Annotated in this window: 11 protein-coding genes; 8 read left to right on the top strand and 3 right to left on the bottom strand. The window is 67.9% G+C overall.

Translation table 11 applies throughout. The features are described 5' to 3' along the window. The first annotated feature begins 2 nt into the window (after positions 1-2). From ACWFRB_RS00150 to ACWFRB_RS00130, 5 genes are all read left to right on the top strand, one after another. On the top strand, positions 3-776 hold the full coding sequence (locus ACWFRB_RS00150; RefSeq protein ID WP_452637942.1) for a thioesterase II family protein: 774 nt from the start codon (positions 3-5) through the stop codon (positions 774-776). Positions 777-783: 7 nt separating this feature from the next. Further along, positions 784-969: a hypothetical protein gene (locus ACWFRB_RS00145; protein ID WP_452637941.1), complete on the top strand. Its 186-nt coding sequence runs from the start codon at positions 784-786 to the stop codon at positions 967-969. A 209-nt stretch (positions 970-1,178) separates the two neighbouring features. Then, a complete protein-coding gene (locus ACWFRB_RS00140) occupies positions 1,179-1,607 on the top strand; it encodes a hypothetical protein (protein ID WP_452637940.1) in 429 nt (142 codons plus the stop codon). Continuing rightward, entirely contained in the window at positions 1,550-2,329 is a 780-nt protein-coding gene (locus tag ACWFRB_RS00135; protein WP_452637939.1) for a hypothetical protein, read from the top strand. The genes ACWFRB_RS00140 and ACWFRB_RS00135 overlap by 58 nt, the downstream gene beginning before the upstream one ends. A 192-nt stretch (positions 2,330-2,521) precedes the next feature. After that, a complete protein-coding gene (locus ACWFRB_RS00130) occupies positions 2,522-4,021 on the top strand; it encodes an MDR family MFS transporter (RefSeq protein ID WP_452637938.1) in 1,500 nt (499 codons plus the stop codon). A gap of 54 nt (positions 4,022-4,075) precedes the next feature. Here ACWFRB_RS00130 and ACWFRB_RS00125 read toward each other — a convergent pair whose 3' ends face one another. The 3 genes from ACWFRB_RS00125 to ACWFRB_RS00115 all read right to left on the bottom strand — a co-directional run bounded on the left by ACWFRB_RS00125 (position 4,076) and on the right by ACWFRB_RS00115 (position 7,550). Next, a complete protein-coding gene (locus ACWFRB_RS00125) occupies positions 4,076-5,575 on the bottom strand; it encodes an aldehyde dehydrogenase family protein (RefSeq protein WP_452637937.1) in 1,500 nt (499 codons plus the stop codon). A 31-nt stretch (positions 5,576-5,606) separates the two neighbouring features. Continuing rightward, a complete protein-coding gene (locus ACWFRB_RS00120; RefSeq protein WP_452637936.1) occupies positions 5,607-7,244 on the bottom strand; it encodes a GMC family oxidoreductase in 1,638 nt (545 codons plus the stop codon). Positions 7,245-7,337: 93 nt separating this feature from the next. Continuing rightward, positions 7,338-7,550: a TOBE domain-containing protein gene (locus ACWFRB_RS00115; protein WP_027502128.1), complete on the bottom strand. Its 213-nt coding sequence runs from the start codon at positions 7,548-7,550 to the stop codon at positions 7,338-7,340. A gap of 281 nt (positions 7,551-7,831) precedes the next feature. On the opposite strand from ACWFRB_RS00115, the gene ACWFRB_RS00110 reads away from it, so the two are divergent. From ACWFRB_RS00110 to ACWFRB_RS00100, 3 genes are all read left to right on the top strand, one after another. Further along, complete coding sequence (locus ACWFRB_RS00110) at positions 7,832-11,998, top strand: molybdopterin-dependent oxidoreductase (RefSeq protein ID WP_452638312.1); 4,167 nt, start codon at positions 7,832-7,834, stop codon at positions 11,996-11,998. Positions 11,999-12,085: 87 nt separating this feature from the next. After that, positions 12,086-12,667, top strand: a complete 582-nt coding sequence (locus ACWFRB_RS00105; protein WP_452637935.1) for a molybdopterin-dependent oxidoreductase — start codon at positions 12,086-12,088, stop codon at positions 12,665-12,667. Positions 12,668-12,726: 59 nt separating this feature from the next. Next, positions 12,727-13,131 carry a TOBE domain-containing protein gene (locus tag ACWFRB_RS00100; protein WP_077039980.1) on the top strand — a complete coding sequence of 135 codons (405 nt, stop codon included), beginning with the start codon at positions 12,727-12,729 and terminating at the stop codon, positions 13,129-13,131. The last annotated feature ends 4 nt before the right edge of the window (positions 13,132-13,135 follow it).

Below are 13,135 nucleotides of genomic sequence, written 5' to 3'. Positions count from 1 at the left end.
TCATGGAGACCGCGCCCCTGACGCCGTATCTCGAGGACGAGGTCGGATCCGATACGGCGCTGCGGATGTTCTGCTTCCATCATGCCGGCGGCGAATCGTCGATGTACCGGGCGTGGCATCGCGCCCTCGGCCCCCACGTCACCGTCGTCCCCGTGCATCTACCAGGTCGGGGCAGGCGCGCGGGGGACAAGCGATTCGTCGACCTCGAGCTGCTCCTGGACGACCTCGAACACCATCTCGCCGAACACCTCTCGGGCCCGCACGTGTTCTTCGGGCACAGCATGGGCGCACTCGTCGCCTACCGGCTGGCGCGCCGTCGCGACGCGGGCGGACACCGGCTACCCGAGGCGCTGCTGCTCTCGGCGTACGCGGCCCCGCACCTGCCTGAGCCGCTGCCACCGATCGACCACCTGGACGACGCCCTTCTCGCGCGGTTCCTCACCGCCATCGGCGGGTTGCCCGCCGAGATCCTCAGCTGGCCCGCCTGGCTGGAGGCGACGCTGCCGGTGATCCGGGACGACGTCCGGATGTGCGCGGACCACCGGGATCCCGGCGAGGCGCCGCTGGCCTGCCCGATGCACCTGTTCGGCGCCGATGCGGATCCACTGGTGGGCGAGCTCGACCTCCGCGCCTGGAGCCGACACACCACCCACCCGACCGACCCGCAGATCCTCGAGGGCGATCACTTCTACCTCGACGGGTCGCCCGACGAACTCTTCCGCCGGTTGCGGCCGCTGCTCCGCGGGTACGCGCGCGCCGCCGCCCGCAAGGAGTGATCGGATCATGCTCAGACGCCTCGCCACCGCCGTCGTCGCGCGTCCGCGCCTCGTCCTCACCGCTGCACTTCTGTTCCTCGTCGCGGCGGAGGTGTTCGGCGCGGGCGTGACGAGCCACCTGAAGGTCGGCGGCTTCAGGTACAGGCGGGCGACGGTCCATCCAACCCCCGTGAAATGGGCCGCGATCTCGTAGGCGGTGCCCAAGTGCGTACCGGGAGCGAATGTCGGGGGCACCGCTCGCGCGCTTGAGTAGTCACCGGAACATGTCAGAGCCCTCTGGCAATCTCTCGACAGGTTGCCAGGGGGGGCGCCACTCGACCAGGGGGAATAGTGACGGACATTCACGATTCGGAGGCCATCGGCTACGACGCCGAGCAAGTCGTAGACAACTACGAGAGATCCGTGCGCGATATCGCGGTCTACGCCGTCATGGGCGTGGTCGGATACGCGAGCCTCGCAGGCATCGTCGCACTCATCGCGTGGTGGTTGCGTATCACCGACCCCAGCGACGATGACCCGGTGGCCCCCCGGTTCGCCTTCACCGTCGATCTCGGCGACGGCGCCACCGTGCTTAGCCTGCTGGCGACCCTGATGATCGCCCTGCACGTGGTGGCATGGCAGATCAAACCATCCGGCCCACTCGCCAATCTGGCACATGCGCGACGACGGCTCCTCGGCCAGGTCGCCGGCCCGCTCGGCTTCATTGCCATGACAACGGGTGCCGCGACGCTCCTGCACGGCGCCCCCGACAGATCGGCGTCGGTCAGCTCGCCGTGGCGATCGCTGCCGTCGTCATCGCCGTGTTCGCGATCGACATGCAATCCGTTCTGAATTCCGACCCGGCGATCAACCAGGCGGTAGGTGATGCGAGCCGCAAACGCGACGCCGCGGCATCGGAGCTGCTCGCGAAACGGTGGAACACCACCAGGAACACGACCGTCACCACCACACTGTGGGATCTCGCGAAGGTCGTCGCGCTCACCTCTGCACCACTGATAGTCCTCGTCACCACGACCACCGAGTCAAGTACGGGTGGTGAACGTCTCGTCAAACTCGGCATTGCGATGGTGTGTGGCACTTTCTCGGTGGCACTGACGGTGTTCTCCACCTATGGAGGAGTTCTTCACTTTGTCACCAAGAACCATTTCAGCTTTCTGAACTGCGCCTTCGTCGGAGCATTTTGGTATCTGTCGTTGGTCTGGATAGCTGGGATGGCCTGGACCTCGGGGGCCGGAGTTCCGCTGAAGCTCGGCCTCACTGCCGGGATCGCATGGTTCGCGTTCTTACCACCGGCATTGATCGCAGTGGGGCTGCGCGAGCAAACCTCCAGCCGGCTGCCCGGCTCATCCGCACGCCCCAATTTGCACGCCGCACTGAAGAAGCGCCATGGACGGCTGGTGAACCTGCCGGGGCAGAAGGAGGGCCAGGAGGCGGCAAACACGGCGCTCGGTCGTCTCGCTCGAATATCGCGCTGGTACAAGCGCGTCACCGGCACCACACCCGACCAACCAACACAGAGCCTCGCTATCACGACACCGCCCGCGATCGCTTGACGACGAACTGAGATCACTCGGCCTACAACTCGGGCGCAGTCGCGGGATTCAATGCCTCGCCTCCGGTAACGAACCCGGCACCGAAAATAGAGTGGCAGGCCGCTTAAGAGACCAGTAAGTTCGGTATCCATCCCCACACTGTCCCGTCGGCCGCCGGCGTGACCCCTGTTCCCACCATCCGAAAGGTCCACCGTGACCGAGTCCACCCGTCTCGAGACCGATGAGGTCGCGGTCGCCGGCGACCGAATAGATCGGCGCCACCTCCGAGTGATCGGTGTCCTGTTGGTGGCCACCTTCGTGGTGATCCTCAACGAGACGGTGATGACCATCGCCATCCCGGTCCTGCAGGTCGAGTTGGGCGTACCCCCGAGCGTGGGGCAGTGGCTCACAACCGCGTTCATGCTCACGATGGCGGTGATCATCCCGCTCACCGGCTATCTCATCCAGCGCATCCCCACCCGCACCCTGTTCACGCTCGCCATGTCGCTGTTCACGGCGGGAACTCTCATCGCGTTCGTCGCACCCGGCTTCGGTGTGCTGCTGATCGCCCGCATCGTGCAGGCATCGGGGACGGCCATCATGCTGCCGCTGTTGATGACAACGATCATGACGCTGGTACCGCCCGCTCGCCGGGGGGCGATGATGGGCAACATCTCCATCGTGATCGCGGTTGCGCCTGCCCTCGGCCCCACCGTGTCGGGATTCATCCTCGACCACTTCGGATGGCGTTGGATCTTCGGATTCGTGGCCCCGTTCGCACTGGTGACACTGGTCGTCGGCGCACGATTCCTCGTTTCGGTGTCCGAGACCACGACGGCGCGCATCGACCTCTTGTCGGTCCCACTCGCGGTACTCGGATTCGGTGGACTCGTGTACGGCCTGGTGAGTATCGGCGAATCGGCGCAGGGATCCTCGACGACCCCGGTGTGGGTGCCGTTCCTCATCGGTGCGGCCGCGTTGTTCGGCTTCATCGCCCGACAGACCAGGCTGCAACGCGAAGATCGCGCCCTGCTGGACCTGCGCGTGTTCGGTTACCGGCAGTTCACCATCTCTGTTGTCGCGATGCTGGTCGGCATGGGAACGATGATGGGCACCTTCATCATCGTCCCGTACTTCGCGCAATCGGTGATTCACCTGAACCCGTTCGAGACGGGTCTCATCACACTCCCCGGCGGCCTTCTCATGGGTCTGGCCGGACCGATCGTGGGCCGCGTCTACGACCGGCGGGGTCCACTCGTGCTGGTCATCCCCGGATCGATCCTCGTCAGCATCGGCGTGTGGATGCTGACGGCGCTGAGCACTTCGACCTCGCTGTGGTGGCTGCTGTTGTCGAACATGGCTCTGTGCCTTGGTCTGTCGGCGACGTTCACACCGCTGATGACGTCGGGATTGGGATCGGTTGCCCCTCACCTCTACGCGCACGGTTCGGCGGTGGTTGGCACGTTCCAGCAGGTTGCCGGTGCCGCGGGTACGGCATTGTTCGTCACCGTGATGACGGTGGTCGCCTCGCGATCCGGCGAGCCTGCCGATTCACCCGAGGCCATCGTCGAGGGCGTGCGGTCGGTCTTTCTCGTCGCCGGGATGTTGTCGTTCGTGCTGATCGCGGCATGCCTCTTCGTTCGCAAGCCGGCTGACTCGGTGGAACCGGCAGACGGCACGGGAGACCACACAGCCACCGCACCTGTGGCGTAGCTGCTCAGCGCCCCTGAAGGGGTAACCCTTCAGGGGCGCGAACGGCGGTTCAGTTCACCCCCGGCCGTGCCGCAGAGACACGATGGTGGTGAGGATCTTGTCGGTCTTGGCGGTGCGGGTGAAGCTGGTCAGCGCCATCAGCGCGGGCATCCGCCTGCGGGCGACGGCCTTCGAGTAGGTGAACTCCTTGAGCCCGTCCGGGCCGTGGATGCGACCGAAGCCGGACTGGCCGACCCCGCCGAACGGCAGCGAGGGGATCGCCGCGAACGCGATCACCGAGTTCACCGCCGTCATCCCCGACCGGATCCGGCGGGCGAGCTCGGTGCCGCGACGCTTGCTGAACACCGCCGACCCCAGGCCGTAACGCGAGGCGTTGGTGCGCTCGATCGCCTCGTCCATGTCGCGAACCCGCGCGACCGTCAGCGTCGGGCCGAAGGTCTCCTCGGTGACCGCGATCGAGTCCTCGGGCACATCGACGAGGATGGTCGGCTGGACCAGCCTGTCTCCCACCGAGTCCGGGCCACCGACCACGGCGCGGCCGCCCCGGTTGATGGCGTCGAGCACGTGGCTGCGCACCACACCGGACTGGGTCGGCATGGTCATCGGGCCGATCTTCGCCTCGGGATCGGTGCCCGCCCGCACGCCATCGGCGAGCGCGACGAGCTTGGCCAGGAACGGCTCGTACACCCGCTCGTGCACGTACACCCGCTCGGTGCCGACGCAGGTCTGCCCCGCATTCGACATACCGCTCCACAGCGCCGCGTCGGCGGCGGCGTCGAGGTCCGCATCGGCGTCCACCAGCAGCGCGTCCTTGCCACCCGCCTCGATGACCACCGGCGTGAGGGTGTCCGCGCAGGCGGCCATCACCTTCTTGCCGGTGGCGGTCGACCCCGTGAACGCGAGCTTGTCGACGCCGGAGCGGCACAGGGCCTCCCCGGTCGGTCCGAGACCCGTGACCAGTTGCAGCACGGGATGATCCGGAACCACCTGCGTGAAGGTGTCGACGAGCCAGGCCCCCACGCCCGGGGTGAACTCGCTGGGCTTGAAGACCACCGCGTTACCTGCCGCGAGCGCATAGGCGATCGAGCCCATCGGCGTGAACGCGGGATAGTTCCACGGCCCGATCACGCCGACAACCCCGAGAGGGAGGTACTCCACGCTCGCGGCGTGGTCGATCATCTCAAGGCCCGAAGGAACACGCTTGCGCCCCAGCACCTTCGGTGCGTTCTTGGCCGCCCAGGCGAGATGGCCGATCGCCATCACGGCCTCGAGCTGAGCATCGGAATGCGGCTTGCCGGTCTCGGCGTGCATCACCTCGGCCAGCTGGGCGATCCGGCGGGTGAGCACTCCGGCCCACGCGTCCAGGCGGGTCCGGCGCTCCGCGAAGCTCAGCCCGGACCACCACTTCGCCGCGGCCCGCGCGCGCTCGACCGTCGCGGCGACCGCCTCCGCATCCTGCACGGGGTAGGTGCCGACGACCTCACCCGTCCCGGGATCCAACGAGTCGAAGGTGGCACCCGCATCGGTGGTGGGGTCGGTCTCGAGCGTGGTCATGTGATGTCCTCGAATCTGTTGGTAGAGATGGTCATCGCGGTACCGGTGTGTCGATCGCCGACTTGCCGAGGATCAGGTCCGCGGCCTTCTCGGCGATCATCATGGTAGGGGCGTTGGTGTTTCCGCGGGGCACGGTCGGCATCACGGAGGCATCGACCACCCGTAGCCCCTCGACCCCGTGGACGCGCAGCTGCGGATCCACCACGGAGTCCTCGCCGTCGCCCATCGCGCAGGTGCCGACGGGGTGGTACAGGGTCTGGCACCAGGCGCGGATGTGATCGGCGAGATCGCTGTCGCTGTCCATCCGGTTGGGCAGACTCGGCCCGTCGAGAAACGCCGCGATGGCGGACTCACCGGCGATGTCGACGGCGCGCCTGCAGCCGGCCAGCATCGCATCCATGTCGACCTGCTCCTCGAAGTACGCGGGGTCCATCTCGGGCCGCCACAACGGGTCCGCCGAACGTAGCCGCAGCCGGCCGCGGCTGGCGACGTCGACCAGGGTGACCCCGGCCGTGAACCTCTTGCCCACCGGTTCCCTGAGGCCGTTGTCGTAGAAGCCGGAGGCGGCCACCAGGATCTGCAGGTCCGGCGCCGGGAGACCGTCACGGCTGGCGAAGAAGGCACCGCCCTCTCCCACGTTGGACGCCAGCGGTCCGCGCCCGGTGGCCTGCCACTGCGCGAGCCGCAGTGGGGTGGAGAAGTCGGCCAGGTCGGTGGTGTTCCTCGTGTTCCACAGCATCGGGGTGACCGGGTGGTCCTGCAGGTTCTCCCCGACCCCCGCCAGGTTCACCGCCACGTCGATGCCCAGTTCACGCAGGTGCTCGGCGGGGCCGATACCGGAGAGCATCAGCAGCTGTGGGCTGTTGATGGCCCCGCCGCTCAGGATCACCTCGACGGACGCATGGGCGGTGCCCTCGATACCGCCACGCAGGTAACGGACACCGACGGCGCGGTCTCCGCGCAGCAACACCCGCGTGGTGTGAGCGCCGGTACGCACGGTGAGGTTCGGCCGCCCGAGCGCCGGCCTGAGGTAGCCGTCAGCGGTGGACCAGCGTCTGCCCTTGTGGGAGGTGACCTGGTACCGGCCCGCCCCCTCCTGTTCGGCGCCGTTGAAGTCCTCGGTCGGCTTGATCCCCGCCGACACGGCGGCGGCGACCCAGGCGTCGGTCAGCTCGTGCGTGTAGCGGCGATCCTCAACACGCTGCGGGCCGTCGGTGCCGTGATACGGGCCCGATAGGCGCGAATTATGTTCCGCGCGAACAAAGTACGGCAGCACATCCTGGTACCCCCAGCCCTGCGCACCGTGCTCGTCTCGCCAGCCGTCGTAGTCTGCGCGGTTGCCCCGGATGTAGATCATCGCGTTCATCGACGAGCAGCCACCCAGCGCCTTCATCCGCGGCCAGTACGCGCGGCGCTCGTCCAGGTGCTTCTGCGGGGTGGTCTCGTAGTTCCAGTCCCACTTGGTCTTGAACAGATTCGGGAAGGCCGCCGGGATCTTGATCTCGTCGGCGACGTCCTCGCCACCGGCCTCGAGCAGCAGCACGGAGACGCTCGGGTCCTCCGTCAGACGGGCCGCCAGCACGCATCCGGCGCTACCCGCCCCGACGATGACGTAGTTGAACACGTCTTGTTCCAACCCAGCCTGCTCCGATGCGGTTTCTCCAGCCACGGATGCTCCTCGACCTCGGTCGTGCCGCCGCAATGTGACGGGCGTCTCATCGCACCACCCAGTCTAGGAACACCTCGCGGCCGCCACAGCCGTTCACTCGACGGCGAGCATGACCTCGGTCGACTTCACGAGAACGGTCGTCGGCACCCCCGGCGCGAGACCCAACTCCTCGACGGCCTCCTTGGTGATGGAGGCGGTCACGATCTGCTCGCCGCCGTCGAGGCGCACCTTCACGGTCGCCATCACGGCGCCGACGGTTACCTCGGTGACGACCCCGGTCAGCTGGTTGCGGGTGGACAGACGCATGAACGGCCTCCAGGTCGATGGGATGACCACGCCACGCTACCGAAGGTGGCACGGGGACCGGCACACATGAAACCGCATTGGCGGAGAGAACTAGTTCATATATCGGCAACAGCGGAGTTCACTCCCCGAAATACCCGAGGATCAAGATTTGCGTGCGACCCGCGGCGGTCGCCTGACCGGGTGCCTGGCACCGACTGTGACCGGAAGGAGGGGCGGTGACGGAGCAGCAGGCCGACTCCGTGGTCAAGACGGTGTGCGCATACTGCGGAGTCGGATGCGGCATGACGTTCGACGTCCGCCGAGACGCCACGACCGGACTGCGCCTTGTCGCCAAGGCCGCCGGGGACAAGTCGCATCCCACCAACTCCGGACGCCTGTGCACCAAGGGCGCCACCACGGCCGACATGCTCGCCGCCGGGGGGCGCATGGACAGCGCCCAGGTCCGCCCGTCGCGGGGTGAGCCGCCCCAGCCCCGCGACGTCGACGCCGCGATCAGCGAGGCGGCGGGGCGGCTGCGGTCGATCGTCGACGAGCACGGCCCCGACGCGGTGGCACTCTACGTCTCCGGCCAGATGTCGCTCGAGGCACAGTATTTGGCCAACAAACTCACCAAGGGCTACATCGGCACCAACCAGATCGAGTCGAATTCCCGGCTGTGCATGGCCAGCGCGGGTAGCGGCTACAAACTGTCCCTCGGCGCGGACGGCCCGCCCGGCTCCTATCAGGATTTCGATCACGCGGACGTCTTCTTCGTGATCGGGGCCAACATGGCCGACTGCCACCCGATCCTGTTCCTTCGGCTGATGGACCGGGTGAAGGCCGGGGCAAAACTCATCGTCGTCGACCCGCGGCGCACGACGACGGCCGAGAAGTCCGATCTGTTCATGCAGATCAAGCCGGGTACCGACCTCGCGCTGCTCAACGGCCTGCTGCACCTGCTCGTCGCGAACGGACACACCGACCAGGAGTTCATCGACGAGTTCACCGAGGGCTGGGAGGTCATGCCGAGCTTCCTCGACGACTACTCGCCGCAGCGGGTCAGCGAGATCACCGGCATCCCCGAGGACCGGATCCGCCAGGCCGCCGAGTGGATCGGATCCGCGCGGAACTGGATGAGCTGCTGGACGATGGGGCTCAACCAGAGCACCCACGGCACCTGGAACACCAACGCGCTCTGCAACCTTCACCTGGCCACCGGTGCGATCTGCGAGCCCGGCAGCGGCCCGTTCTCACTGACCGGCCAGCCCAACGCCATGGGCGGACGCGAGATGGGCTACATGGGGCCCGGCCTGCCCGGACAACGGTCCGCGATCGCCGACGCGGACCGGGAGTTCGTCGAGGACCGGTGGCGCATCCCGCGGGGATCGCTGCGCACGGAGGTCGGCGGCGGCACCATCGAGATGTTCGGGCGGATGGCGGCGGGCGAGATCAAGGCGTGCTGGATCATCTGCACGAATCCCGTTGCCACGGTGGCCAATCGAAAGACCGTCATCGAGGGCCTCGAGACCGCCGAACTGGTGATCGCACAGGACGCCTTCCTCGAAACCGAGACCAACGACTACGCCGACATCATGCTGCCCGCCGCGCTGTGGGCCGAGTCGGACGGGGTGATGGTCAATTCCGAGCGGAACCTGACGCTGTTCCGGCAGGCCCTCGATCCCGTCGGGCAGTCCCTGCCGGACTGGCAGATCATCGCAAGGGTGGCCTGCGAGATGGGTTACGCGGAGGCCTTCACCTACGGCTCGGCCGAGGAGATCTTCGAGGAGATCAAGGGCTTCTGGAACCCCAAGACCGGCTACGACCTGCGGGGTATCAGCTACGACCGGCTCCGCGAGACCCCGGTGCAGTGGCCTGCTCCGCCGGGCCGCGAGGAGGACCGCAACCCCATCCGCTACCTCAACGACGGAGTCAGCCAGACGCTGCTGGTGCGCGAGGACGGGACGACCCCGCGGGTGGCCTTCCCGACGTCGACCGGCCGGGCGGTGTTCTTCGCCCGCCCCCACATCGAGCCGTCGGAAATGCCCGACGACGACTACCCGATCCTGCTGAACACCGGCAGGCTCCCGCACCAGTGGCACACGATGACCAAGACCGGCAAGGTCGCGAAGCTGAACAAGCTCAACCCCGGACCGTTCGTCGAGGTCCACCCCGAGGACGCGGACCGGCTCGGGATCGCGGAGGGCGACCGGGTCGAGGTCGCCTCCCGGCGCGGCCGCGCGGTGCTGCCCGCCGTGGTGACCGACCGGGTCCGGCCGGGGAACTGCTTCGCCCCCTTCCATTGGAACGACGCGTTCGGCGAGTACCTCAGCATCAATGCGGTCACCAACGACGCGATCGACCCCATCTCCCAGCAGCCCGAGTTCAAGGCCTGCGCCGTGACCCTCACACGAGTGCCCTCCGGCGTCGACGACGAATCGCCGCTGGAGGTCGCCGGGGTTCCGAGCCCCGAGCCCGCAGCGCCCCGCACGGAGGAATCAACCTTGCCCCAGGTCGACACTCTCGCCCGCATCCTCGGGCTGGACGCGGAGCCCGCGGCCGCATTCGGCGCCCTCGAACGGCGGTATCTCGGCGGCATGCTCACGGCCCTCGGGTCCGACGGGGCCCGCCGCGCAACAGGCGTGCCGACGCTGCCCGCCAGTGCGCCGTTCGAGCCGGAGAACCGGGCGTGGATCGACGGGCTGCTGGCCGGGATGTTCTCGCGCAGTCCGGTTCCCGGCGGCATGGCCACCGAGCTCGCCGTGGCCGCGCCCCGACCCGCACCGGCGTCACAGGGTGCCGCCGCGCCCACGCCCGAGCGTCCGCCGGTCGTGATCCTCTGGGCCTCCCAGACCGGAACGGCGGAGGAGTTCGCCACGGCCTGTGCCGCGCAGGTGACAGCGGCGGGCCACCCGGCCTCGCTGCACGGCATGGACGAGTACGACCACAGCGCCCTCCCCGAGGTGCGCGAGCTGCTGCTGATCACCAGCACGGCCGGCGACGGGGATCCGCCGGACAACGGCAGCGGACTGTGGACCGCGCTCACCACCGAGGGCGCCGCACAGCTGGCGCAGACCCGCTTCTCGGTGCTCGCCTTCGGGGACCCGAGCTACGACGACTTCTGCGGGCACGGCCGCAAGCTCGATGCCAGGATGGTCGAGCTGGGCGCGACCCGGATCGCTCCGCGGGTGGACTGCGAACCCGACTACGAGGATTCGGCCGCGGCCTGGCTCGACACCGTCCTGACCGCCCTGTCCGTCGAGGAGGTCCGCGAGCGGGGCCTGGTCTCCGTCGGTGCACCCGCGCCCGCGCCTGCGGTGGCGCCCGCACCTCGGGTGCAGCCGGCGATCGCCCCGTTCGGGAAGAAGAACCCGCTGCTGACGACGCTGGTCACGAACGTCGCGCTCAGCGGGGCCGGATCATCGAAGGATGTGCGGCAGTTCGCCTTTGACACCTCCGACCCGGACTTCGCCTACGACGCCGGCGATGCGCTCGGGGTGTGGCCGCGCAACAGCGAGCAGTTGGTCGACGAGTGGCTGTCGGTCACCGGCTCGAACGGCGAGTCCGTGGTGGACGTCCCCCGATACGGGGAGATGTCGTTGCGGACCGCGCTGACCGAACGTCTGGAGATCGCCCGGATCACCCCGGATCTGCTCCGCTTCGTGTCCGAGCGCACCCGAGACGAGAATCTCGGCGCCCTGCTCCAGCCCGAGAACAAGGCCGACCTCGAGCGGTGGATCTGGCGACGCCAATCGGTCGACGTGCTCGCAGAGCTACCCACCCGCGCCGACCCGAACGAATGGCTCACCGCACTCAAACCCCTTCAGCCACGGCTTTATTCGATCTCCTCGAGCTCCAAACACAACCCCGACGAGGTCCAGCTGACCGTCTCCGCGGTGCGTTTCGACGTCGCGGGCGCCGCGCGCACGGGGGTGTGCTCGACGTTCCTGGCCGATCACGCGCAGGGCAGGCAGATCGGAATCTACGTGCAGAAGTCGAGCCACTTCCGACCGCCGAGCGGTTCCGATACGCCGATGATCATGGTTGGCCCCGGCACCGGCATCGCCCCGTTCCGCGGGTTCCTGCACGAGCGCCGCGCGCTCGGGCACTCCGGGCCGAACTGGCTGTTCTTCGGCGAGCAGCACGCGGCGACCGACTTCTACTACCGCGACGAGATCGAGTCGATGCACCGCGACGGCTTCCTCACCGAGCTCGAGCTGGCGTTCTCGCGCGATCAGGAACAAAAGGTCTACGTCCAGGACCGGATGCTCGAGCGCGGCGCGCAACTGTGGGACTGGCTCCAGAACGGCGCCCACTTCTACGTCTGCGGGGACGCGAGCCGAATGGCCAAGGATGTGGACCGGGCCCTTGTCGAGATAGCCGGGGAGCACGGGCGCCTCGACCCGGAAGAGGCGAAGGCCTACGTGCGGTCCCTGTCCGCCGACAAGAGGTACGTGCGTGATGTCTACTGACCCAACGGCGATTCTGAACCAATCCAAACCGCAGTTGCGGAGAATCATGTATCGAATCAACGCAAACCCTGTTCTAGAGTTCATAGCATGACGCGAACGCGGAACAGGATCTTCTCTGCCCTTCTCCTGATGGGCGTCGCGGCCGTCGGTTCCGCCTGCTCGTCCGACGAGGGGGTGGTCGTCGTGTCCGCGGCGGGGCCGGTTTCCTCCGCCTCCGTCGCCCGGGAAGCGGCCGTGGAGCAGACCAGCGGCGTCAGGATCGTCGGCGCCGTCCGCGAACCGGTCACGTTGACCACGGAGCGGTTGCGGTCCTTTCCCGCCCAGACCCAGGCGGTCGAGTTCGACAGCAGCAAGGGCAGGCAGTCGCACGTCTACGACGGTGCCGCCCTCGCCGACGTCGTGAACAGCCTCGGCGTCGTCACCGACCCCAGTGCGAAGAATCCCGCCCTGCGGCTGGCCGTGCTGGCGACGGGATCGGACGGATACCGCGCGGCCGTGTCCTGGGGCGAGTTCGCCCCGGATTTCGCCGCGACGCCGGTGCTCGTGGCCTATGCGGAGGACGGCAGGCCGCTGGAGCAGCCACGGCTGGTGGTCCCCGGCGACGGCAAGGGTGGTCGCTACGTGAGCGGACTGACCGAGCTACGGGTGTTCGACCTCGGCGTGAACTGATCACCACAACGCTCACGGATACCAACGGCATCGAAAGCCGTTCCAACGGAAGGATTCACGTGTCGTCCATACGGATCAAGGACGCGGCCGCGCTGCTGGGGGTCAGCGATGACACCGTCCGTCGCTGGATCGACGGCGGCAGCCTCGCCGCCACCAAGGACGAGTCGGGGCGCAAGGTCATCGACGGCAAGGCTCTCGCCGACTTCGCCCGCGAGCACGCGACGCCCCCGCCGGACCCGCTCGGGGTCGGCAGCTCCGCCCGCAACCGCCTCGTCGGCCTGGTCACCAAGGTGACCGCCGACAAGGTGATGGCCGAGGTCCAGATGCAGTGCGGCCCCTTCACCGTCGTCTCGCTGATGAGCAGTGAATCCGCGGCCGAACTCGGGCTCGAGCCCGGGAAGGTCGCCGTGGCGGTGGTCAAGGCGACCACCGTGATCGTCGAAACCCCAGGAGGAATGTCTTGACCCG

The organism is Rhodococcus sp. NPDC055112, from assembly GCF_053607505.1.
This window is presented reverse-complemented; position numbering and strand designations above follow the sequence as displayed.